Source organism: Roseateles sp. So40a (genome assembly GCF_048081605.1).
Classification (GTDB): Bacteria; Pseudomonadota; Gammaproteobacteria; order Burkholderiales; family Burkholderiaceae_C; genus Roseateles.
The window spans coordinates 563,131-582,427 of the sequence record NZ_CP182288.1; the positions used below are offsets into that span (position 1 = coordinate 563,131).

Sequence of the window (19,297 nt, forward strand, 5' to 3'; positions counted from 1 at the left end):
GGAAACCCGCGATCGCGCCGCGATGGATGCGGACGGTTACCAAAAGGCCGAGGAGGCCGAGGAATGGCGGGGGTCAGCGCGACCAGCCGCGCGAGATCGCGACCCGCTCCGCGTCGGGCGTCAGCGTGTCGCCCTCGCGCAGATCGTCGATGTCGTCGAGCAGCGTCTCGGGCCAAGGCGAGGCCGCGGTGCGGAACGCACCGGACGCGGCCGAGGGCGATGCCATCGCCACGATCTGGCGCACGCGCCACGCATCGCGGTCGCGGCAGGCCAGCCCGGCGCTGCCGGCGCTCGCGGCGCTGGCGTCCACCAGGAACGCGCGGCAGTACTGTCCGCCGCGCGACAGGAAACTCATGCCCACCCGCGTGGCGCCCGGCGTGACGGCGACACCGGACACCTGATCGTCGAGCGCCTGCGCGAGGCCGCCGCGCGCGACCCAGGCGCCGTCCGCGGCCCGTTCGAGCTCACCGCCCGGGGCGAGACCCTTCGCGCCGATCAACACGCCCAGCGCGAGGCTGGCCGCCATGCCGCCCCAGGCCATCCAGCCGCCGCGGCGGCGACGCCGTTCAGCGTCGAGATCGATGGGGGTGTGGGGCGTGGCAGCCGCGGTGGCCGCGGCGTGGTCCGCGTGCGCGGCGAAGAGCGCGCTCAGCCGCTCCGGCACCGGCTCATCGAGCACGGGGTCGTAGGTCTTGGCGAGCATCGCGCGCAGGCGGCGATCGGCGTCGTCTTCGGGTCGTTGATCTTGAGGGCCGTTCATGTCCTGTCCTTCGCCGCTCAGGCGTCGATGTCGCCGTCGCCGAGCAGTTGCTGCAGCGTGTCCTTGGCCCGTGCGAGCCGGCTGGTGACGGTGCCGATGGGCAGCTCCAGCACCTCGGCCGCTTCCTTGTACGGCAGGCCTTCCACCAGCACGAGGCCCACCACCAGCCGCTGTTCCTCGGGCAGCCGGGCCATGGCCGCCTCGACCGACAGCCGCGCGATGTGGCGGCCCGTCTCGGACACGCCGACATGCTCGCCGGCCTCCTCGGGCGCGAGCACCTCAGCGCGGCGCCCGCGCGCGCGTTGTTCGTCGATCCAGGCGTTCTTCATGATCCGGAACATCCAGCTGTCGAGGCGGGTGCCGGGCTCGTACTGGCCGAGCGCCCGCAACGCGCGTTCCACCGCCACCTGCACGAGGTCGTCCGCGTCCTCGCGGTGATGCGTCAGGCTGCGGGCGAAACGCCGCAACCGGGGCAGCAGCGCGGCCAGGGCGGATTGCAACTCCAATATGCTCATGCGATGGGATGCCTGATGAGTAGAACGACGGCGGCGCGGATTTTCTTCCGTGTCCCGGACGTTATCCGTCCATGAGCCTGAAATTTCTGTTGAGCGCCGCGCTGATCGCGACCCTGCAAGCGGTGCTCCCGGCGCAGGCGCAGGTCCGATTGCCGAGCCTGCCGGGCCTGCCCGGGCAGCCCGGCGGTCCGCATCTGCCGGGAGACCTGCTGCGCCGCACCGAGAGCCTGCTCACGTCGACCAGCCAGTTGCTGGTGCCTGCGGATCCGCTGCGCTGGCGCGAGCGCCTGGGCGATCAGCTGCTGCGGCGTTTCCCCGATCAGCTCCAGCGCAACGCGGCAGAGGAGCTCGTGTTCAGCGGCGAGGTGCTGGCGCTGCCGTCGAGCGACGCGGCGAAACGGCGGCTGCTGGAAGACGCCGGGCTGACGCTGGTCGAGGTCTCGACGCTCGAGGGACTGGATCTCGCGTGGCTGCGCCTGCGTGCGACGTCGCGGATGACGCCGGCCGCGCTGGCGGCGCTGATCGCGCGCCTCAAGGCCGACGATCCCGATGGCGCCTACGACTATCACCACGTCTATCTGGATGCGGGCGAGGTGGGCGCGACCGGGCCGACGGGTGCGATCGGAACGAGGGCGGGATCGACCTCGACCGCGGCAGGGGCCGACGCGGCCGGCGCTGCGGCAAGCGCTGCAGGTCCTCGACTCGGCATGATCGACAGCGGCGTGGACACCGCGCATCCCGCGTTGCAGCGGTCGACGGTGACGCGACGCGGTTGCGGGGGGCAGGCGAGGCCCGCCGCGCACGGCACGGCGGTGGCGTCGCTGCTGGTGGGCGATTCGGACGTCGGCTTTCGCGGCGCGCTGCCGAGGGCGAGGCTCTTCGCGATGGACGTGTATTGCGAGGGCGGCGCGCAGGCGGGCGGCGGCGTCGCGGCGATCGCCGAGGGCCTCGCCTGGCTCGCGCGCGAGCGCGTGGGCGTGGTCAACATCAGCCTGGTCGGACCGCCCAACGCGTTGTTGCGCCGCGTGGTCGAGGCCGCGCAGGCGCAGGGGCTGCTGATCGTCGCGCCGGTGGGGAACGACGGGCCGGCCGCGCCCCCGCTGTATCCGGCCGCGTGGCCCGGCGTCATCGGCGTGACGGCGGTCGATGCGCGCCGACGGGTGCTCGTGGAGGCGGTGCGCGGCGCGCAGGTGGCGTTCGCGGCGCCGGGCTCGGACATGGTCGCCGCGGAGGCCGGGTCGCGTGTGTACGCGCCGGTGCGCGGCACGTCATTCGCGTCGCCGCTGGTGGCAGGGATGCTCGCCGCGCGTTTTCCTTCGGCCGACCGTGCGGCGGCCTCATCGGCGTTCAACGCGCTCGCGCGCGAGGCGATCGATCTGGGCGCGCCGGGACGCGACGAGGTTTATGGCATCGGCCTCGTGGGCGCGTCGCTGCGCGTGAGCGCGAGCGATCTGCGCTGAAAACCATTCGTTGCAATTGGCGTGGAAGAAGCGCCGGGTCCATGACGTTTTTCCTTTGCAGGCCACGGAACGGTTCCGGTGGCTCTTGAACAAGGAGATCGACATGAACGCAACTTCCAAGCACACGCAAGGTCTGTGGCCCGTGGTGGCCGGCACGCTGGTGGCGGTGCTCGCGGCGATGGCGCAACCGGCGCATGCCGGGCTGCTGGGCGGCGGTGGCGGTGGCCTGTCCGGCGGCGCGAGCGGGCATGTGGGCGGCGGCCTGGGCGGCAACCTGGGTGGACTGGGTCAGCGCCCGGATCTGAGCCGAGGCCGCGACGCGCTGCAGAACACGCGTGATCGCGCGGATCAGGCTGCGGGCAATGTGAGTGATCGAGCGCAGCAGGCGACCGGCAAGGTCAAGGACGGTGCTCAGGCCGGTGTCGACGAGACCAAGGACACGGCGAATCAGGCGACTGGACAGCTGAGCTTGGAAGGCGCCGCCACAGCCACCGGTGCGACGGGTGCGACGCAGTCAACGGCATCTCCGACTTCCAACGCCATGCCCACGACGCCTTCGACCACGCCGTCGACGGGCTCGTCGACGACCGCGCAACGCAGCGGCAACGTGAACGCCACCGGATCGGCGCAAGCGAATCGCGACACACGCAGCGTGGGCGCGCAAGGTGCGGTGAGCGCCGAGGCCAAGGGCCAGGCGGGCAAGAAGTCGGGCCAGTGATCGAGTGATCGAGCGGGGAGGGCGCAAGCGCCCTTCCTGATCCCCGGCACTTCGCTTCCCCATTGCGCATTCTGCGGAGCGCCGGCACCATCGCGCCGCATGCAAGACCCGAAAGATCTGCTCGCTGCCTACGACGAGCAACTCCGCGATGACGCCGAAACGCCCAGCGCCCTCGCTGTGACACGCCTCGGTCCGCTACGGCTGGTGACCTTCTCGCGCGGTCGCGGCTTCGTGACCTACCGCGACCTCGGCGGGTCCGACGAGAACGCCATCCGCGAGCTGGTGGCCGGCGCGCGCCGCCACTTCGAAGCGGAGCCCGAGATCCGCCACATCGAATGGAAGTCGCGCGGTCACGATCACGCGCCGGGGCTGCATGAGGCGCTCCTCGCGCAGGGTTTCGTGCCGGAGGAATCCGAGTCCATCATGGTTGGCGAGGTCCACCTGCTCGTGCATGACGTGCCGCTGCCGGAGGGCGTGAGAATCCGCACCATCGAATCGCCGCAGGACGTGACGCGCATGTGCGTGATGCAGGCCGAGGTCTTCGGCGACCACGATGCCGAGCCGATGATCGAGGCGTTGCTGCGTCGTCTCGCGCGTCGCGATGGCATGACGCTGTGGGTGGCGGAGAGTGGCGAAGACGTGATCACCGCGGGCCGCCTGGAGCCCGTGTCGGGGACGAGATTCGCCGGCATCTGGGGCGGTGCGACCCGCCCTGAATGGCGTGGCCATGGCGTCTATCGCGCGTTGACCGCCGCGCGGGCACGCGCTGCGGTGGCGCTGGGCAAGACGCTCATCCACAGCGATTCGACCGAGCACTCACGCCCGATCCTCGAGGCGTCCGGCCTGGTGAAGGTGTCGACGACGACGCCCTACGTCTGGAGGCGACCCCTGGATTGAGGGCGAGGGCCTCGATGGCTGCGCGCGGACGTGGCAACATCGCCCGCATGCCTGCCTATGCCTGGACCTGTCTGGCCTGCGGTCAATCGAACGCCGCCGCCGCTGAAAGCTGCGGCCAGTGCGCGTGTTCCGCGACGCCGACATCCCGCGAGATCAACACTGCGCGCCAACGCTTCACCGACCGGGGCGGCGCGCTGCAAGGCGACGCGCTCATGGCAGCACGACCTGACCTGACGGGCGGCGATGTCGCGTCGATTCTCTTCCACTTGTTCATCGGGCTCTTCGGAATTTCGCTGAATCGCCGGCGAGGCTCCAACGACGCGACCGCGGCTGAGCACGCCAGGAGAGGCATCGCATGACGAGCAAGACGAGCAAGAAGTCCACCAACAAGACCGCCCCCACCGCGGCCGACGTCGAGGCCTACCTCGCCGCCAAGGCGAGTCCGGCGCAGCGCGGCGATGTCGACGCGCTCATGGCCCTGCTCGCGCGCGTGAGCGGCGAGCAGCCGGTGATGTGGGGACCGAGCATCGTCGGCTACGGTGCGTACCGCTACACCTACGAATCCGGGCGATCAGGCACCTCCTGCCTCGTCGGCTTCGCCATCCGCGGCCGCGAGATCGTCGTCTACCTCGTGCCCGACTGGGACGGCGGCACCGACCTGCTCGCCCGCCTGGGCAAGCACAAGATGGGCAAGGGCTGTCTCTATCTGAAGACGCTCGCCGATGTCGACGTCGCCGTGCTCGAGCAACTCATCAGCGGATCGATGCAGGAGCTGAAGCGCCGGCATCCCGGATGAGCCTCATCCCGTCGGCCGCATCTGATTGAAGAAATCCACCAGGCTCTGCGGCGCGCCGTCGCCCAGGCAATGGTCCAGCACCTCGATGGACCCCGCCGCCGCCTTGGCACTGCGCGGGAACATCGCCGCCTCATAAGCTCCGAGCGCCGCTTCCAGATCGTCAGGATGCGCCGCGATCGCCTCGCCGAGCTCCGCCCCATCGACCATCGCGAGATTCGCCCCATCGCCCGCCGGCGCCATCAGGTGGGCCGCATCGCCCAGCAGCGTCACGCCGGGCACACGCGTCCATCGATGCCCGCTCGGCAGCGCATGGAGCGGCCGGAACACGGGCACCGTCTCGCCATCGGTGATCAGCGCGGTCAAGGCCGCATCCCAGCCGTTGAACTCGGCCGCGACGCGCGCGCGCACCGCTTCCGATCCTGAGGCCTCGACGTCCCGCACCCAGTCCAGCGAACGGCGTAGCGCGACATAGGTGTGCAGCACGCCGTCCGGCTCGCGATGGGCAAAGATGCCCTGGCCCGGCGACATCGCGAAGAACGAACCGCCCCCGACCGCCGCGGCGCTCGCGGGATGGTGTGTGTCGGCGTCGGTGAGGTAGGTCTCGATGAAGGTCGTGCCGACGTAGGCCGGAACCGCGTCGGACAACAGCGGCCGCACCTTGGACCACGCGCCATCCGCGCCCACCAGCAGGTCGGTCTGCACCGTCGTCCCATTCGTGAAGCTCACGAGGTGTTGCCCCTGTCCAAGCAGCGCGACCGACGCGACCGGCGCGACCGACGCCACCTTGTGTCCCCATCGCACCGTGCCTGCGGGCAGCGCGTCCAGCAGCAGTTGGCGCAGCTCGCCGCGACGCACCTCGGGCCGGCCGCCCTGACCGTCGTCGGGCATGTCCAGCAGCACGCTGCCCGTCGGATCGAGCACCCGCGCCGCCTCTCCGCCGGGATGGACCAGCCGCACGAAGTCCTCATGCAGCCTGGCGGCCTTGAGCGCCACCTGGCCCGCGTCATCGTGGATGTCGAGCATCCCGCCTTGCGTGCGGGCGCTCGGGGAGGCCTCCGCCTCGTAGACGGTGGCGGCGATGCCGTGGACGTGGAGAACCCGGGCGAGCATCAGGCCGCCAAGCCCTGCGCCCACGATCGCGATCGTGCGTGTCATGTGATGTCCTTCTTGAAGTGATGCCCATCGCCGATCGAAACGGCCGCGATGCTTGGATGACTGGAATGACGTTCCATGATACTGGAGCGGCGTTCCAGTGTGTCAAGATGCACCATGGTCAAGAAGTCACGTTCCCCCCAGCGACGCGAGGACGCGCTGTCCCGCGACCGCATCGTCGAGGTCGCCATCGAACTGCTGGACAGCACCGGCGAGGCTGGCCTCACCTTCCGCGCCTTGTCGGAGCGGCTCGCCACCGGACCGGGTGCGATCTACTGGCATGTCGCCAACAAGGGCGAGCTCCTCGTGGCCGCCTGCGACGCGGTCATCGCCGAGGTGATGGATTCGCACACCGCAGGCGACACGCCCGCCGACACCATCCGCGCGCTCGCGCTGGGCATGTTCGACGCGATGGACGAGCACCCGTGGATCGGCACGGCCCTGCTGCAGTCGGCCGGGCAGCTGCCGACGGTGCGTCTGTTCGAGTGCCTCGGGCAGCAGCTGCGCGCGCTGGACGTGCCGCGATCACGCGAGTGGGCGACGGCGTCAGCGCTGCTGCATTACGTGCTGGGCGTGGGCGGGCAGAACGCGGCGAACCGCGTCTCGGCGCAATCGCGCGAGATCGACCGCGAGGACTTCCTCGGCGAGGTCGCTTCAGCCTGGGCGGCTCTGGATGAGCGCGACTATCCGTTCACCCGATCGATGGCGTCGCAACTGGGCGCGCACGATGACCGGGAGGACTTCCTCGCAGGCATCGACCTGATCCTCGGTGGCATCGCCGCGCGCAAGCGCTAGCTCAGGGCCGCTCGTTGCGGCGGCGCTCGCGCAGCATGAAGAGGTAGAGGCTCTCGACCTTCTCGCGGGCCCAGGGCGTCTTGCGCAGGAACTTCAGGCTGGACTTGATGCTGGGCTCGAAGGCGAAGCAGCGAAGCGGGATGCGGTCATCGAGCCCCTCCCAGCCGTATTCGTCGACCAGCGCGGTCACGATGGCCTCCAGGGTCATGCCGTGCAAGGGGTTGCGAGGTTGCGCGGGCGGCGGCGGGGCGGTGTCGGACATCCGGCGATTGTCGCCGGGACGCGCGGTCAGCGCCGATGCTGACACGCGGTGGCAGGGTGGTCCCTAGACTGCCCCGATGTTTGCCGATGCCATGAATCCCGCCGCTCCGCTTGACCGCCTCACCGTGGCACGCGCCTGGGCCTGGGGCTGGGCGATCTCGCGAGGGACGGCCGCCCCGGTCGATCACGCGGGCGTGCTCCGCATCGCGGTCGGCAGGCCCGATCAGACGGTCCGCCACGTGATGCCGTCGCTCGATGCGCCGACGCTGCGTCGATTGATCGAGGGCGCCGAGGCCGGCACCTGGTTGAAGATCTGCGCGGACCGGGCGCAGGTGGCGCCCTTGCTGCCCGCGCATTGGCGCCTGCATGAGCCCGAGTTCCTGATGGGCACCGCGCTGGGCACGGGCAAGCTGCCGGCGCTCGCCGGTTATCGCCATGAACTCGATCGGGAAGGCGCCCTGTGGCGCGTGCAGGTACTGAGCGAGTCCGGCGAGGTCGCGGCCAGCGGTCAAGCGGCGGTGGACGGTGCGTTCGCGACCTTCGACCAGATCGTGACTGCCGAGTCGCATCGGCGCCGGGGACTGGGCCGTCGCGTGATGGCGGCCTTGAGCGGGGCGGCGCTCTCGCGCGGTGCCACGCACGGCGTGCTGGTGGCCACGGAGGCCGGCGCGGCGCTTTATCAGACGCTGGGGTGGGCGATGGTGTCGCCGGTCACCGCGGCGCAATGCCTGCCGCGGTGACGGACTGACGCGGCCGGATCAGGGCTCGAGCGCGGCGCCGACGATCTCGGACGCGACGCCGACGCGGCCGATGCGTGTGGCCTTGCCGGTGGCCAGGTCGATGCGATACCAGGTCGCCTGACCCCGTTCCGACACGGCGCTGTAAGCGACGTTGCCGATGTCGGAGATGTCCAGCGTCGCCTTCGAGAAGCTGCCGATGCCGAGCGATCCGACGGTGAAGAGCCGCCCGGTGTTGGGCGAGACCGGCGGCTGCACGCCTTCCTTGCTGCCCTGATGCACGAGCACGCCGAGCTTGCCGTCGAGCGCGTAGTTCGTCGTGATCTTGTCGTTGTCCTTGTTGTAGGTGTAGCCCGCGGCGACGATGCCGGGCGCCTTGCCGGCGTTGGCGTCGCTGCTGTCGTAGCTCAGCTTGCCGTCGAGCTGCACGCCGGGCAGATCCGCGTTGCCATCGACGATGGCGCCGGTGTCGGGATGCAGGCGCAGGTTGAAGCCCGCGTCGTTGACGACGCGGATGCGATCGACCGTCGGATTGAAGTCGAAGCCCCACTCGGTGGCGCCTTCGGTCGGCAACGCGGCGGGGGTGCCGATCTTCTCGGTCTGGCCGGTGGCGGTGTTGATCCGGTAGAGCTGGCCGGTGCTGCCCAATCCGTAGAGCTGGCCGCGCGCGACGCGGTAATCGATGCCCAACAGGCGCTCGCCGGGGGACAGGCCTTGCAGCGCCCTTGTGACCATCAGCTTCTGCGGCTGTCCGGCGTTGAACTGGATCAGCTGATTGGAGGCGGTGACGGCGTAGGCCGTTTCCTTGGCGATAGGGCCGAGCGGTTCATCCGTGGTCGTCGAGCAGGCCGCGAGCAACGCGGCAGCGCCGAGCAAGGTCAGCACACGAGACGTCATGGAAGCTCCCTGTCTGGATGGTTGGATCCGGGATCGTCGCCGCAGTCGGGCGGCTTGTCACGCGGGAAAGCCGCCCCAAGCCGTCGACGCCACCACGACCCGCCCTGCAAGGAGCAGCTGCGGAGCAGGGCGGTCGACGGAATCAGAGGGAAAGGCTCAGCGCGATCCGGCGTTGACGATGCCCTTGAAGTCGAAGGGCACGACGATCGCCTGGACCTTGCCGGAGGCCACGCCTTCCGCGATCTTGAGCTGCGCCTGCGCGTTCATGTACTCGATGGCCTTGCTGTTGGCATTCAGCGCGGCGATCCGCTCGGCTTCCTTCTTGGCCGTCTCGACCTCGATCTCCTTGGCGCGCAGCGCGTTCTGCGCGGTCACCACCGCGTTGGCCGACGCGATGATGTCGTCCGCCGGCATCACCGAGCGCACCTGCACCAGCGACACCGACAGCGACGTGTTCAGGCCTTCCGAGGTCAGCGTCTCCGTGACGATGCGCTTGATCTCGCCTTCGATCTTCTGGCGGTTGTCGGCGACCTGCAGCGCCTTGTACTCGCGCACGGCCTTGTAGGCCGCGTTGTTGGCCACCGTGTTCATGTAGCCATGCATCAGGATCCAGTCGCCGGCCTCGCGGTCATGCGCGTGGAAGCTGCGGCTCTTCTTGGTCCACAGGTCCGACACCGACGACGGATTGATCGAGTAGACCAGCGTCATGTCGAAGTCCTTGAGCGTGCTGTTGTCGGCGGTCAGCGGCTGGCGGTTCTCGATGGTCACGGCGATGTCGCGGACGGGGAAGGTGAGCACGTCGCCGAACAGCGTCTGGTTGAAGCTGCCGGGCATCAGCTCGGTGCCGCTGATCTGCTTGTCGATGCCCACGCGCAGCCCGACCTCGCCGGTCTCGACGCGGGTGCAGCCGCCGAGCAGCGCGGCTGCGGCCAGCACGCCGATGGAGAGGACGGAGCGACGGATGATGTTCTTCGTGTTCATGGGTGCTTCTCGGGGAAAGGGGGATGCGTGGATGACGCGAATGGGGCGGTGATCAGAAGTAATGGATGGTGAGCGCGGCCACGCCGAGCGCGAGTACTGCGCCGATGGCGGCCCAACGCGCGAGCTGCAGCCAGGCGATCGCCTGTCTGCGCGTCAGCGAGCGGATCCAGACCACCAGGCCCATGCAGGCCAGCCACAAGACGATGAGCACCAACCAGGCGCGGATGAGAGCCATGTTTTTCTCCTCGGCGCGCATTGTGGAAGCGCGCGAGGCGATCGTGGGGGTGGCGCGTGGGGGGACACCCCTCAGAGGGAGAAGGTCGCGGCGGGGCCACCACAACGGGTGTCCCTTTTCCTGCAGGGCGATATCGGAAACCTGTCGATGAAGGCTGTTAGGTGATCACGATCAGGCGGAGGTGGACGGATGCGTGGCCTCGATCCAGCGCTCGAGTCGCGCGCGTTCCGCATCGCTGAAGCAGCGATGGGGCAGGGGCATGGCGCCGCGCTCGGTGGCGACGAGATACGCCGAGCCGTAGCGGTGGATGGCGGTCGCGTCGCACCAGGCCAGCGTGAGGGGGCGGCCCTTGCTGGAGCGCGTGAGTCCGTCCGCGGTGAGCTCGAAGCGGCAATCGCCGACGCGCCATTTCTTGTAGAGGAACATCGGACCGAGTACGAGGGCGAGCATCACGCGGCTGCCGGGGCCGATGCGGTCGATGGGCTTGCCGCGCTCGCGCAGCACAACGAGGAGATGGGCCTGGACCAGCTGCAGGTACTCGCGCATGCGGTATCGAGCGGTGAAGCGGATCGGCGCGTCGAGCACGGGATCGGCGAGCTTGGGCTCGAAGGCACCGTTCAGCGTCAGGCTGGGCAGGGCCTGCGCCTCCTGACGGATCGAGTGCGTGGCGACGGGGCGTGGGTCGACGACCGGCTTGGGATGACGCGGAAAGAGCATCCGGCCCATGTCGAGCCGGACGTGTTGCGATTCAATCGAGGGTTTTCCTGGAATGCGACGAGGGCGCCCGGCGCCGCCAGTACCAGGTGACCAGCACAACACCCAACAGCAGTCCGCTTCCCAGTCCGATCCAGCCGAGACGCCAACCTTCGTCGATGCTGACCTCTGGATTGCTCAAGAGGAGGATCAGCATCCCCAGGAATGCGAATGCGAGAGGGATGGCAATCGATATGAGCGCGGAGAAGAACTTTCTCATCGGAAGCGTTCCAGGGTCGGGCAATTGAGCCACAAGCCGGCGTAGCGAAAGGAGGTGGCCGACCATGGCAGACTCTGCGCTCTCCTTGAGCTGCCGGAGGATCGGTGTCCCGATTCATGCGCCATCGACAGATATCCACGCCGCCCGGATACGCAGAGCGCGGTTGCGTGCTCGTGAGCTATCAGCTGCCGATGCTTCGCCACTGTCACGTGCTGTGCTCCGAGGCGGACGAGGCGATCGACGACGCGCAGCGTGTGGCCCTGATGGCGTTCTTCCTGATCGAAGCGCAACGCCTCGCGCAGGCAGCCGTCGGTGATCCGCAGGCCTTCATGCTCATCCACAGCGGCCAATCCGCGCGCAAGCGCGCGAGCTGGCATCTCCATGTCTTCGTGGTCCGAAGTCGTTGGCAGAAGGCCTGGGTCTACACGGTGCTGGCCGCCAAGAACTTGACGCTGTCAATGCTCCTGGCACTGCGCCGCATGTGGTCGACGATCAGGATTCCAATCCGCGCGCTGTCGGTTTCCCCGTCATCGATGAATCCCTCTCCAGCTGCTTCAACGCGAGCGTCAGACGCGTCGTGCCCGGATGTTCCGCGCATTCGCGCAGAGCGCGATTCTTGAGCGCACCTAGCCGTACGCGGTCTCGAAGCACGCCGGCGATCAACAGGTCAGCCGCGTCGTCCACTAGGGTCATCAACTCGCCGCGCGAGAGCTCCTCGTTCCTGATGGCCTGCGAGAACCGCTTCAGCTGATCCTGCTGCGCATGCACCTCGTGGCGGCACGGCTGGCATGTCACGCAATTGGCGTCGACGTAGAAGCCGAGCTCCTCGTACCAGTGCTGTTGCTCCAGGGCGAAGAAGAGGAATGGCCGCCCGCAGGAGCGGCAGGTCGAGAGTGTGTCCACGTAGTAGCGACGCGGATACAAGGCGTAGTTCTGTCTCTCGACGTCCGCGGCCAACACCGATTCAGGAAAGATGACGGCGTTCGAGAGCGACCAGTGGCCAAACCGGATCGTTGCTTCCGGTACCGATTGTCCCGAGACGATGGGACGCAATCCGTAGCGGACGTGCGGCACGAGGTTGTCGGGCAGCACTGCGTTCGAACGACTCGGTTTGGACATGCCTCAGCCCTTCACCACCCGCCGCATCTCCGCCGCGTACTCGACGAAGCCGAGGGATCGGTAGATCTCACGGGCCGAGTCGGTGGCGCCGAGCCGGATCTCGCGGATGCCCAGGCCGTCCACGTGATCGAGCGCCGCTTGCACCAGCGCTTTCGAGATGCCTTGACGCCGGTGGCTCTCGGCCGTGAACACATTCGTGATGCGCGCCATCTGGCCGCCCGGGTTGTGACGCGTCGGACCCCAGTCCAGCAGCAGCACGCCCGCGCCGGCCACCACCGCGCCGTCGTCGACGGCGAACCAGCCGAGATACGTGCCCGCGCCGATGCGGGGCTTCACCCACGCGGCATAGGCCGGACGCCGCTCGACGTCGTCATCTCGGAACGCGCCATGCTGGGCGACTAGATCGGCGTCTGAGGGCGCGACGCGGCGAAGGGTCCAGGAAGATTGCATCCGCGCATTGTCGCGGCCTCGCCGAGCGCCCCGCGCCCCGGCACGCACACCTGATCCGGTGGTCGCTCGAACGGGCCATGGGCAAGGGAACGTGCGCCATGGCCTTGGCAGTTGCCATGCCCGGTTCCGCCCCCCTTAAGTCACTTGCCGCTGAACGTCCCGTGCCAATGATGGCGAGGCCGCGACGCCTGTCGCGCTCGCGGTGCGCCTGGAGCCTTTGCCCGGCGCCACGGACTTCAACGGAGACAGGCATGGCCAGGAATTTCGCGAGCGGGTTTCCCACCGACGAGGATTACTACAACGACTCGGACCCGCAGAACCGCCAGCAGGCCAATGTGCTGGATGACGACTTCGACGACGTCATCGCTCCGCAGCTGACCGCTCCGACCGCGGAAGCCACCGTGGCCGCGGCGGTGGCGGCCAACACCGACACCCCGGTGATCCTGTGGCGCGGCACGACGGGCCCGAGCGCACAGGCCATGGTGGCCTTCAATTGCGCCAAAGGGCAGCAGCGCGACCTCAACACCACGCGCCCGTCCGACGCGGAGCGCCGGCAGCAGATCGCGCTCGGCCGGGCCTTCCCCGAGTTCACGACGTCGAAGAACCTGGGCTTTTCCTTCGGCCACTCGCTCGTGGTGGTGAAGGTGTCGGCGAAGTACCTGTGTCGCGGCAGCGCCTTCGAGCAAGGCTGGGTCTGCCGCCCGACCGCTCCGCTGGAGGTGCTGGAGGTGGTCGACCGCACGCTGGGCTTCAACGAGAACCTCAACGCGATCAACGCGTCGTGATCGGCCTCAGCAGGTCACGCTCCACGGCTTGTTCAGCGCGACCATCGGTGCCTTGAGCAAACGAATCTCGCGCACCGTCGCGGTGAAGTCGCGGTGGTCGCATTCGACCGAGGTGGCGAGCTCGGTCAAGGTGAGCGACACGGGGAATTCGTACCAGCTTTCGCGAGTGGCTTGCAGGCGATCGAAGGCGGCCTGGCCGATGAGCGGCACCAGCGCCGCGCGGCCGGTCTCGCCCACCCAGATCACCTTTGGCGCCAGGTCGTAGAACCGCGTCGCCGTCGGCAGTCTCGCCAGAGAGAGAGCATCGGGCTCGAAATGGGCCACGCCGTCGCGGTCAGGCTCGACGTCCGGCGGCAGCTCGCCGTCGGGCACCCGGTCGAACTCCACGACGAGCCGTCCGGTCAGCGTGATCCGGCCTCGCCATCTCGCCATCGATCCCTTCTCGTAGGAGTCGGAACGCTCCACCAGCTTCAACGCGGGATCCCATCGGGTGAAGACGGTCCGCGGCGGCGCATCGGCCGCGACGGCAGCCCCCATCGGGTGCGAGAGGGCCAGCAAGAGCACGACGAGCGACAGGCGTTTCATGTGGCGGATCGTAGGCGCAAGGCGGGCACTCGGCGATTCGATAGGATCCCGCATCCGAGAGGTGACCCATGTCCAAGTACCTGATCTCCTTCCCGAGCGCGGCGATGGTCGTCGCCGATGACGACTGGGGCGCCGTCGTCCGCGAATCCCACGCGGTCATCGAGGAGGCCAAGCTCGCCGGCGTCTACGTGTTCGGCGGCGGCCTCGACGAGGCCGTCCCGACCGTGCTCGTGTCGGCCGACGGCAGTTTCAGCGAGGGCGGTTACTCCTGGGGACCGACGCTCAACGGCGGATTCACCATCCTGGAGCTGCCCACGCGCGAGGACGCCATCGACTGGGCCGCGCGCATCGCCAAGGCCTGCCGCTGCCAGCAGGAACTGCGCGTGTTCATGTTCGACCCGGCCTCCTGAGCCGCAACCGGCGCCGAGCGATACGCCGCCAGCCGCGCCGCATACGGATCGAGCACGTCCTCCGCGACGTCCAGACGCAGTGACGTCACTTCGGCGAAGCGCTCGGGCGTGACCTGCCCATGCGCCATCAGCTCGTCGACCAGCGCGAGCAGCGCGTCGCGATGCGTCTCGATGAGCTCGCTCGCCCGCGCATGCTCGGCCTGCAGCAGCGCCTCGATCGGCGCGTTGCTGGCGTCGACGTCGGTGCAGACGTTGTCGTCGCTGTCGACCGACACGTCGCTGCGAGCGATGCGCGTGCCCAGGCCGAGATGGCGCCACACCCGCGCGGCCGTCTCGGTGGCCTTGCGCAGGTCGCTCTCCGCGCCGCTGGAACTCATCTCTGGCCCGAAGACCAGCAGCTCCGCCGCGCGGCCCGCCAGGCTCGTGCAGATCGAGTCCAGCAGGTTGCGCCGCGACCAGACCTTGCGCGAGGTGTAGGCGTTGTAGCCGCCCTCGAAGCTCGCCACATGGATCTTGATCTCCTGCGGCGCGCGACCGAACAGCAGCGCATGCACCAGGCCATGCCCCGCTTCGTGCACCGAGAGCAGCGCGCGGAAGTCGTCGTTGGTGCGCTGTCGCAGGCGGCTGATCTCGAAGGGCGCGGCGATGACGGCGGTGCGTTCATCCCACTGCGCGATCAGATGACGCGTGTCCGCACCGACCACCACGGTGTCGCCGACGGCCGCGCCTTGTTCCAGCGCCCACAACGCGGCCTTGGCCAGGCCCGCGCCGAGGATCGCATGCAGCGAGGAGAACAGCGGCCGCGTGCCCTGCGCGGGGAACACCGCGTTGGCGTAGATCTGCGCGCGCACGCTGTCGAGCAGCTCGAAGCGCAGGTCGCAGCGGGTCTGCGTCTCCTGCACATAGCGATGGCATCCCTGCGCGATCACCTGCTCGTACGCGCGACGCGGCAGCGACGGGTAGATCACATGCTCGTTGCCCAGGCGCGCGACCTGCTCCGGCTTGAAGCGGCGATTGAGCGCCTGCTTCACGTCGATCACGCTGAGCTTGCTCGTCACCGCGTGGAAGGTGTCGGCGTCGCTGTCGCAGTCGTGGACGCTGGTGGCGAGGTCCTCGTAGAGCTCATCAAGATTGCCGCAGACGAAGACCAGCAGCCGCGTGTAGTCGGTCTCCCATTGCGCCAGCCCGCTCTCGCGGAACGCGCGCAGCCGGTCCTGGATCTGATCGGGGGTCCAGGCCATGATCTCGATCAGCGGTTCGTCGAGCTTGAGGTTGCGCTGCAGCTCGCGCGCCTCCCAGGGCCGCAGCTTGAAATGCAGCTTGGCATCGTCCTCATCGGCGCGTTCGGCGTCGAAGGCCGCATCGGCGATGGACGCCTCGATGTCACCGAGCAGCGAGAGCGACGGCGGCAGTCGGCCGTCGGAGAGCAGCGCCCAGAGGTCCTGGAAGCGATCGACGCGCACGTCGTTGCGCTTGGTGTCGATCGTGCGGAAGCGCTGGAACTCGTCGAGCACGAGGATGGCCGGTTCGCCCTCGCGCACGCTGGACTGGGAGAGCAGGCCGGAGATGTTCTGCGCGCCGCGGCGCGCGCCGTTGGAGAAGCCGTCCATCTGCACTTCGACGAAGCGGTCGTAGAAGCCCAGCAGCTGCGCGAGCCGGCGCACGAGTTGCGTCTTGCCGGTACCGGTCAGGCCCCACAGGCAGACGATGACGGGCCGCGAGACGAGCTCGGGCAGCACGTACCACGCGCGCACGGCATCGATGACGCGGTCGATGATGGTGTCGATGCCGAAGAGCTCGGTCTTGAGCTGCGCGGCGATCGCTTGCAGATGCGCGTGGCGTTGCGTCAGGCGCGCGCGCAGGTCGGTGGATTCATTCATCCCAATCCTCTCGTCGCAGCAGCGCCTGGAGCGCCACGCGGTCGGCGCGGCGTTGGGCGCCGCGGCTCTGGATGTGTTGGCCGGCGCCTCGCAGTCCACGCTGGGCGAGCGCGCGCGCCACGGGGTCGCGCGCGCCGGGGCTCGTCTCGAGCACCAGCGTCATGGGCTGTTTCATGCGGCGCAGGGCCTTGACCCGCCCCTCCTGGAGGGCGCGGGAACGGAGTTGTGCACTCATGGCGGTTTCCGAAAAGCAAAAGCCCCGGCTCAATGGCGGCGGGGCTTTGCATGCCGCGCGGTCTGAGGCCGTATCTGGGAACAGACACGGTTCAGCCGGGGCTCGGGAACCGTGTTCAGTCGATGGTCGAGGTGAACAGGGAGGACATATCTGGGATCTCCGTCATGCGGGCGCTGTCGTTGGCGCCTTCAGCAATGGGGGCGGATGATGCGTGTTTGTCGGCGCGCGTGCCAGTCGTCATGTGGGGGGAGGCGTTGTGTATCGCCAACGTCGCGCCAACGTCGCGCGGATCGATGAGAGGTCCGCGCTGCGAGCGGGGAGGGGGCGCGCGCGTGATACCTTCATCGGCATGAGCACGAATTTTTCTGACGACGAAGAGACGATCATCCAGGAGCCGCGTCTGTGGCGCGACGAGCGCTGGACGGCACAGGTGATCAAGAACGAGGACGACGAGGGCTGGGCCGTGGCGATGACGCTCAAGGGCGAGTCCGAGCCGGCTCTGGTGGGCCCGTGGACGATGGGCCGCGACAAGAAGAACCCCAAGCCGCTGGACGCAGCGGCCTTCCACACGCTGGTGAAGACGGCGTCCGAGGTGCTGCGCCGGCATGAGCAGCAGCTGCACGCGAAGCTGCACAAGCATGTGTCCGTGGACACGGCGGAGGGTCGGGTCAAGGTGATGCTGGACATCGTCCCCGACGACGACAACCCATACGCGACCTTGACCGCGCAGAACGACATGGGCGAGCAGATCGCGCAGGCGCGCGTGCAGGCGAGCTATCGCCTGAGCGAGACGAGCGCCGCCGCGTGGATCGAGGGCGGGTTCGGGAAGCCGTGAGGACCGGATGGGTCCGCCGACTGGCGCCTTGGATCGCTGATCAGCGCGTCACGAAGCGGAAGACCCAATCCCCGTCGTCGTAGGTGTCGAGCGCGGGCGCGGCCGAGGGATCGACGCGCTCGTAGCCGCAGGCCAGCAGCAGCTGACTGCTGCGCTCGTTGGCGGGCAGCGTGGTCGCCCAGCAGCGCACATCTGGGCGCAGGCGTGTGAGTTCCTCATGCAGCCAGAGCAGCCCCTCGCGGGCGTAGCCGTGACCCCAGAAGCGTGGTGCGAGCAGATAAGCGACCTCAGCGATGCCGTTTTCGTGCACGGTTGCTTCGAGCCGGCCGATGAGGGAGTCGTCCTCGCGCAGCCGCATGCCGTAGTTCAACCATTGCTGTGGCGGACGATCGAGCGGTGGACCGGCGAGCGCGCGTCGCAGTCCCAGTGCGATCAGATCGGCACTGGCGGGCAGCCCGCCGATGTACGCGTAGACGCGCTCGTCCCAGAGCAGCTCGGCGAGCGCGTCGACGTCGGCGTCGACGAGCGGGGTGATGTGCAGGCGTTCCGTGTGCAATTGGCGATGTCGGCTTGTGACGAGAGCGGAGCAGCTTAGCCGCAAGGATGCGTGACCTTCGACCTTTTATCTGCGCCGCTCCAGTCCCGAGGCGCGGCTACTTCACCGGCCACAACGCATCGACCGGCCGCTCCAGCACGCGCGCCGCGACGGGATGGAACGCAGTCGGCGAGAGTCGACCGTCCTTGACCGCGCGTGCGAGCCAGTCCTCGATCGATCCACCCGTGTCGATCCAGCGGTCCTGGCGCAGCAGGCCGTACAACCCCGCCGCGATCACATGCATGCCGTCGTCGGACTTGCGCCAGCGGTCGGCGGGATTGCGGGCCACGCCCAGCGCCTCGCTGATCAGCTGATCGAGCGCCTGCACCAGGTCCTCGTTCAGCATGCCTTCCAGCGTCGTGTAGCCCCATTGCGGGTCGTGCTCGCGGACGATCTTCGTGATGAGCGGATCCCGGCCGAGCGCAGCCAGCGCGGCAGTCGCCGCCGGACCCTCCATCGCCACGGGCGGATGCAGCATCTCGTGCGCGGCGATGCGCACCGTGGTCGCGGTGTCGTAGTCCGCGGCTTGCAGGAAGGTCTGGCCCTGCACCTTGATGCCGTGCGGCTTGGAGAACTGCAGCAGCACGATCTGGATCTCGGGATCGAAGCGGCGTCCGGTGAGCTTCTCCTGCCAGGAGATCACATCGAAGGTGGACAGCGCCCGGCTGACCTCCGCGATGCGGCGGTCCAGGTCCGCCCCGATGCGTTCTCGACGGAAGGCGGCGAAGCCGGCCTTGCGCATCGCGTCGAAGATCGTCTCCAGTCGCGGTGCCGCGCGATCGAACCAGGCCCAGTCCGACTCGCTCCAGTAGATGCTGGCGCGATAGCTCGGCAGGATCGCGGTCTGGCGCGCCTTCAGCGCGGTGATGAGCGTGTCGAGCGACGCTTCGATGCCGTTGGCCGAGAACAGCACCTGCAGGTTGGGGCCGAGTAGGCCGAAGCCGTCCTTCGTCGCCTCATTCCAGAGTCGCCCGATGTCGGCGTAGGCCGTGGCGTCCATGCGCGGCGCGAAGGCGGCGTCCTCCTCGCCGTAGAAGTCGAGGTACATCTTCGTGCCCGAAAGCGGCCCGAGGAAAGCGATCGCATCGAAGCCCTCGGACGCGCGCACGCGCCATCGGGTCTTGTTGACCTTGGCGGGCGCGGCCATCGCGACGAGCGGCGCGGCGGGGAGCGTGGCGGCCATCCACGCGACAAGCGGCCCGGCCAGGAAGGAGCGTCGTTGCATG

Annotated in this window: 27 protein-coding genes and 1 pseudogene; 10 read left to right on the forward strand and 18 right to left on the reverse strand. The window is 68.7% G+C overall.

The window, feature by feature from the left end:
- Positions 1–73: 73 nt before the first annotated feature.
- Positions 74–760, reverse strand: coding sequence for a hypothetical protein (locus tag ACNI65_RS02575; protein ID WP_416760994.1), 687 nt, complete (start codon positions 758–760; stop codon positions 74–76).
- A 17-nt stretch (positions 761–777) separates the two neighbouring features.
- Positions 778–1,275 carry an RNA polymerase sigma factor gene (locus ACNI65_RS02580; RefSeq protein ID WP_416760995.1) on the reverse strand — a complete coding sequence of 166 codons (498 nt, stop codon included), beginning with the start codon at positions 1,273–1,275 and terminating at the stop codon, positions 778–780.
- A gap of 71 nt (positions 1,276–1,346) precedes the next feature.
- Between ACNI65_RS02580 and ACNI65_RS02585 the strand changes: the two genes are divergently transcribed.
- The 5 genes from ACNI65_RS02585 to ACNI65_RS02605 all read left to right on the forward strand — a co-directional run bounded on the left by ACNI65_RS02585 (position 1,347) and on the right by ACNI65_RS02605 (position 5,146).
- Positions 1,347–2,735, forward strand: a complete 1,389-nt coding sequence (locus tag ACNI65_RS02585) for a S8 family serine peptidase (protein ID WP_416760996.1) — start codon at positions 1,347–1,349, stop codon at positions 2,733–2,735.
- Between the two features lie 103 nt (positions 2,736–2,838).
- On the forward strand, positions 2,839–3,453 hold the full coding sequence (locus tag ACNI65_RS02590) for a hypothetical protein (RefSeq protein WP_416760997.1): 615 nt from the start codon (positions 2,839–2,841) through the stop codon (positions 3,451–3,453).
- Between the two features lie 99 nt (positions 3,454–3,552).
- Complete coding sequence (locus ACNI65_RS02595; protein WP_416760998.1) at positions 3,553–4,350, forward strand: GNAT family N-acetyltransferase; 798 nt, start codon at positions 3,553–3,555, stop codon at positions 4,348–4,350.
- 47 nt (positions 4,351–4,397) lie between these two features.
- On the forward strand, positions 4,398–4,709 hold the full coding sequence (locus ACNI65_RS02600; protein ID WP_416760999.1) for a hypothetical protein: 312 nt from the start codon (positions 4,398–4,400) through the stop codon (positions 4,707–4,709).
- The gene (locus ACNI65_RS02605; protein ID WP_416761000.1) at positions 4,706–5,146 is read left to right on the forward strand and encodes a DUF1801 domain-containing protein; all 441 of its coding nucleotides are present in this window, start codon (positions 4,706–4,708) and stop codon (positions 5,144–5,146) included. Before ACNI65_RS02600 ends, ACNI65_RS02605 begins: the two co-directional genes overlap by 4 nt.
- A gap of 3 nt (positions 5,147–5,149) precedes the next feature.
- Here ACNI65_RS02605 and ACNI65_RS02610 read toward each other — a convergent pair whose 3' ends face one another.
- Complete coding sequence (locus tag ACNI65_RS02610; RefSeq protein ID WP_416761001.1) at positions 5,150–6,301, reverse strand: FAD-dependent oxidoreductase; 1,152 nt, start codon at positions 6,299–6,301, stop codon at positions 5,150–5,152.
- 114 nt (positions 6,302–6,415) lie between these two features.
- Here ACNI65_RS02610 and ACNI65_RS02615 point away from each other — a divergent pair, with 114 nt between their 5' ends.
- On the forward strand, positions 6,416–7,093 hold the full coding sequence (locus tag ACNI65_RS02615; RefSeq protein ID WP_416761003.1) for a TetR/AcrR family transcriptional regulator: 678 nt from the start codon (positions 6,416–6,418) through the stop codon (positions 7,091–7,093).
- 1 nt (position 7,094) lies between these two features.
- Here ACNI65_RS02615 and ACNI65_RS02620 read toward each other — a convergent pair whose 3' ends face one another.
- The gene (locus ACNI65_RS02620) at positions 7,095–7,355 is read right to left on the reverse strand and encodes a VF530 family DNA-binding protein (RefSeq protein WP_416761005.1); all 261 of its coding nucleotides are present in this window, start codon (positions 7,353–7,355) and stop codon (positions 7,095–7,097) included.
- A gap of 76 nt (positions 7,356–7,431) precedes the next feature.
- On the opposite strand from ACNI65_RS02620, the gene ACNI65_RS02625 reads away from it, so the two are divergent.
- Entirely contained in the window at positions 7,432–8,094 is a 663-nt protein-coding gene (locus tag ACNI65_RS02625; protein ID WP_416761007.1) for a GNAT family N-acetyltransferase, read from the forward strand.
- 18 nt (positions 8,095–8,112) lie between these two features.
- On the opposite strand, the gene ACNI65_RS02630 is transcribed toward ACNI65_RS02625, so the two are convergent.
- From ACNI65_RS02630 to ACNI65_RS02665, 8 genes are all read right to left on the reverse strand, one after another.
- On the reverse strand, positions 8,113–8,988 hold the full coding sequence (locus ACNI65_RS02630) for a DUF4394 domain-containing protein (RefSeq protein ID WP_416761008.1): 876 nt from the start codon (positions 8,986–8,988) through the stop codon (positions 8,113–8,115).
- A gap of 156 nt (positions 8,989–9,144) precedes the next feature.
- Positions 9,145–9,969 carry an SPFH domain-containing protein gene (locus ACNI65_RS02635; RefSeq protein WP_416761009.1) on the reverse strand — a complete coding sequence of 275 codons (825 nt, stop codon included), beginning with the start codon at positions 9,967–9,969 and terminating at the stop codon, positions 9,145–9,147.
- Positions 9,970–10,021: 52 nt separating this feature from the next.
- Complete coding sequence (locus tag ACNI65_RS02640; RefSeq protein ID WP_416761010.1) at positions 10,022–10,204, reverse strand: hypothetical protein; 183 nt, start codon at positions 10,202–10,204, stop codon at positions 10,022–10,024.
- 171 nt (positions 10,205–10,375) lie between these two features.
- Positions 10,376–10,930 carry a hypothetical protein gene (locus ACNI65_RS02645; protein WP_416761011.1) on the reverse strand — a complete coding sequence of 185 codons (555 nt, stop codon included), beginning with the start codon at positions 10,928–10,930 and terminating at the stop codon, positions 10,376–10,378.
- Positions 10,931–10,952: 22 nt separating this feature from the next.
- Entirely contained in the window at positions 10,953–11,177 is a 225-nt protein-coding gene (locus ACNI65_RS02650; RefSeq protein ID WP_416761012.1) for a hypothetical protein, read from the reverse strand.
- The gene (locus ACNI65_RS02655; protein WP_416761013.1) at positions 11,174–11,560 is read right to left on the reverse strand and encodes a hypothetical protein; all 387 of its coding nucleotides are present in this window, start codon (positions 11,558–11,560) and stop codon (positions 11,174–11,176) included. Before ACNI65_RS02655 ends, ACNI65_RS02650 begins: the two co-directional genes overlap by 4 nt.
- A 109-nt stretch (positions 11,561–11,669) precedes the next feature.
- Positions 11,670–12,296: a zinc-ribbon domain containing protein gene (locus ACNI65_RS02660; protein ID WP_416761014.1), complete on the reverse strand. Its 627-nt coding sequence runs from the start codon at positions 12,294–12,296 to the stop codon at positions 11,670–11,672.
- A 3-nt stretch (positions 12,297–12,299) separates the two neighbouring features.
- Positions 12,300–12,746 (reverse strand): GNAT family N-acetyltransferase, encoded by a 447-nt coding sequence (locus ACNI65_RS02665; protein WP_416761015.1) that lies wholly within the window; start codon positions 12,744–12,746, stop codon positions 12,300–12,302.
- Between the two features lie 251 nt (positions 12,747–12,997).
- Between ACNI65_RS02665 and ACNI65_RS02670 the strand changes: the two genes are divergently transcribed.
- Complete coding sequence (locus ACNI65_RS02670; protein ID WP_416761016.1) at positions 12,998–13,531, forward strand: DUF4765 family protein; 534 nt, start codon at positions 12,998–13,000, stop codon at positions 13,529–13,531.
- 6 nt (positions 13,532–13,537) lie between these two features.
- Here the strand turns inward: ACNI65_RS02670 and ACNI65_RS02675 are convergent, their stop codons facing one another.
- Complete coding sequence (locus ACNI65_RS02675; protein WP_416761017.1) at positions 13,538–14,116, reverse strand: hypothetical protein; 579 nt, start codon at positions 14,114–14,116, stop codon at positions 13,538–13,540.
- Positions 14,117–14,184: 68 nt separating this feature from the next.
- On the opposite strand from ACNI65_RS02675, the gene ACNI65_RS02680 reads away from it, so the two are divergent.
- On the forward strand, positions 14,185–14,526 hold the full coding sequence (locus tag ACNI65_RS02680; RefSeq protein WP_416761018.1) for a YciI family protein: 342 nt from the start codon (positions 14,185–14,187) through the stop codon (positions 14,524–14,526).
- 101 nt (positions 14,527–14,627) lie between these two features.
- Here the strand turns inward: ACNI65_RS02680 and ACNI65_RS02685 are convergent.
- The 3 genes and pseudogenes from ACNI65_RS02685 to ACNI65_RS02695 form a co-directional block, all read right to left on the reverse strand.
- A pseudogene (locus ACNI65_RS02685) lies at positions 14,628–16,406 on the reverse strand (AAA family ATPase); the annotation flags it as partial.
- Positions 16,399–16,641 carry a hypothetical protein gene (locus ACNI65_RS02690; protein WP_416761019.1) on the reverse strand — a complete coding sequence of 81 codons (243 nt, stop codon included), beginning with the start codon at positions 16,639–16,641 and terminating at the stop codon, positions 16,399–16,401. The gene ACNI65_RS02690 and the pseudogene ACNI65_RS02685, both read right to left, overlap by 8 nt.
- A 115-nt stretch (positions 16,642–16,756) precedes the next feature.
- Positions 16,757–16,882, reverse strand: a complete 126-nt coding sequence (locus ACNI65_RS02695; protein WP_416761020.1) for a hypothetical protein — start codon at positions 16,880–16,882, stop codon at positions 16,757–16,759.
- 108 nt (positions 16,883–16,990) lie between these two features.
- Between ACNI65_RS02695 and ACNI65_RS02700 the strand changes: the two genes are divergently transcribed.
- The gene (locus tag ACNI65_RS02700; protein WP_416761021.1) at positions 16,991–17,476 is read left to right on the forward strand and encodes a hypothetical protein; all 486 of its coding nucleotides are present in this window, start codon (positions 16,991–16,993) and stop codon (positions 17,474–17,476) included.
- A 40-nt stretch (positions 17,477–17,516) separates the two neighbouring features.
- On the opposite strand, the gene ACNI65_RS02705 is transcribed toward ACNI65_RS02700, so the two are convergent.
- Together ACNI65_RS02705 and ACNI65_RS02710 are read right to left on the reverse strand one after the other, a co-directional pair.
- The gene (locus ACNI65_RS02705; RefSeq protein WP_416761023.1) at positions 17,517–18,032 is read right to left on the reverse strand and encodes a GNAT family N-acetyltransferase; all 516 of its coding nucleotides are present in this window, start codon (positions 18,030–18,032) and stop codon (positions 17,517–17,519) included.
- Between the two features lie 97 nt (positions 18,033–18,129).
- On the reverse strand, positions 18,130–19,296 hold the full coding sequence (locus ACNI65_RS02710; RefSeq protein ID WP_416761024.1) for a hypothetical protein: 1,167 nt from the start codon (positions 19,294–19,296) through the stop codon (positions 18,130–18,132).
- Position 19,297: the final 1 nt, after the last annotated feature.

Excerpts from the sequence above, each read along its gene's own strand:
- ACNI65_RS02680 (WP_416761018.1), top strand. The coding sequence starts at position 14,185 with ATGTCCAAGTACCTGATCTCCTTCCCGAGCGCGGCGATGGTCGTCGCC.
- ACNI65_RS02695 (WP_416761020.1), bottom strand. The coding sequence starts at position 16,882 with ATGACGACTGGCACGCGCGCCGACAAACACGCATCATCCGCCCCCATT.
- ACNI65_RS02615 (WP_416761003.1), top strand. The coding sequence starts at position 6,416 with ATGGTCAAGAAGTCACGTTCCCCCCAGCGACGCGAGGACGCGCTGTCC.
- ACNI65_RS02690 (WP_416761019.1), bottom strand. The coding sequence starts at position 16,641 with ATGAGTGCACAACTCCGTTCCCGCGCCCTCCAGGAGGGGCGGGTCAAG.
- ACNI65_RS02675 (WP_416761017.1), bottom strand. The coding sequence starts at position 14,116 with ATGAAACGCCTGTCGCTCGTCGTGCTCTTGCTGGCCCTCTCGCACCCG.
- ACNI65_RS02650 (WP_416761012.1), bottom strand. The coding sequence starts at position 11,177 with ATGAGAAAGTTCTTCTCCGCGCTCATATCGATTGCCATCCCTCTCGCA.
- ACNI65_RS02620 (WP_416761005.1), bottom strand. The coding sequence starts at position 7,355 with ATGTCCGACACCGCCCCGCCGCCGCCCGCGCAACCTCGCAACCCCTTG.
- ACNI65_RS02600 (WP_416760999.1), top strand. The coding sequence starts at position 4,398 with ATGCCTGCCTATGCCTGGACCTGTCTGGCCTGCGGTCAATCGAACGCC.
- ACNI65_RS02605 (WP_416761000.1), top strand. The coding sequence starts at position 4,706 with ATGACGAGCAAGACGAGCAAGAAGTCCACCAACAAGACCGCCCCCACC.
- ACNI65_RS02665 (WP_416761015.1), bottom strand. The coding sequence starts at position 12,746 with ATGCAATCTTCCTGGACCCTTCGCCGCGTCGCGCCCTCAGACGCCGAT.
- ACNI65_RS02630 (WP_416761008.1), bottom strand. The coding sequence starts at position 8,988 with ATGACGTCTCGTGTGCTGACCTTGCTCGGCGCTGCCGCGTTGCTCGCG.
- ACNI65_RS02595 (WP_416760998.1), top strand. The coding sequence starts at position 3,553 with ATGCAAGACCCGAAAGATCTGCTCGCTGCCTACGACGAGCAACTCCGC.
- ACNI65_RS02645 (WP_416761011.1), bottom strand. The coding sequence starts at position 10,930 with ATGGGCCGGATGCTCTTTCCGCGTCATCCCAAGCCGGTCGTCGACCCA.
- ACNI65_RS02590 (WP_416760997.1), top strand. The coding sequence starts at position 2,839 with ATGAACGCAACTTCCAAGCACACGCAAGGTCTGTGGCCCGTGGTGGCC.
- ACNI65_RS02625 (WP_416761007.1), top strand. The coding sequence starts at position 7,432 with ATGTTTGCCGATGCCATGAATCCCGCCGCTCCGCTTGACCGCCTCACC.
- ACNI65_RS02655 (WP_416761013.1), bottom strand. The coding sequence starts at position 11,560 with ATGGAGATGCCAGCTCGCGCGCTTGCGCGCGGATTGGCCGCTGTGGAT.
- ACNI65_RS02660 (WP_416761014.1), bottom strand. The coding sequence starts at position 12,296 with ATGTCCAAACCGAGTCGTTCGAACGCAGTGCTGCCCGACAACCTCGTG.
- ACNI65_RS02575 (WP_416760994.1), bottom strand. The coding sequence starts at position 760 with ATGAACGGCCCTCAAGATCAACGACCCGAAGACGACGCCGATCGCCGC.
- ACNI65_RS02610 (WP_416761001.1), bottom strand. The coding sequence starts at position 6,301 with ATGACACGCACGATCGCGATCGTGGGCGCAGGGCTTGGCGGCCTGATG.
- ACNI65_RS02635 (WP_416761009.1), bottom strand. The coding sequence starts at position 9,969 with ATGAACACGAAGAACATCATCCGTCGCTCCGTCCTCTCCATCGGCGTG.
- ACNI65_RS02700 (WP_416761021.1), top strand. The coding sequence starts at position 16,991 with ATGAGCACGAATTTTTCTGACGACGAAGAGACGATCATCCAGGAGCCG.
- ACNI65_RS02670 (WP_416761016.1), top strand. The coding sequence starts at position 12,998 with ATGGCCAGGAATTTCGCGAGCGGGTTTCCCACCGACGAGGATTACTAC.
- ACNI65_RS02640 (WP_416761010.1), bottom strand. The coding sequence starts at position 10,204 with ATGGCTCTCATCCGCGCCTGGTTGGTGCTCATCGTCTTGTGGCTGGCC.
- ACNI65_RS02710 (WP_416761024.1), bottom strand. The coding sequence starts at position 19,296 with ATGCAACGACGCTCCTTCCTGGCCGGGCCGCTTGTCGCGTGGATGGCC.
- ACNI65_RS02585 (WP_416760996.1), top strand. The coding sequence starts at position 1,347 with ATGAGCCTGAAATTTCTGTTGAGCGCCGCGCTGATCGCGACCCTGCAA.
- ACNI65_RS02580 (WP_416760995.1), bottom strand. The coding sequence starts at position 1,275 with ATGAGCATATTGGAGTTGCAATCCGCCCTGGCCGCGCTGCTGCCCCGG.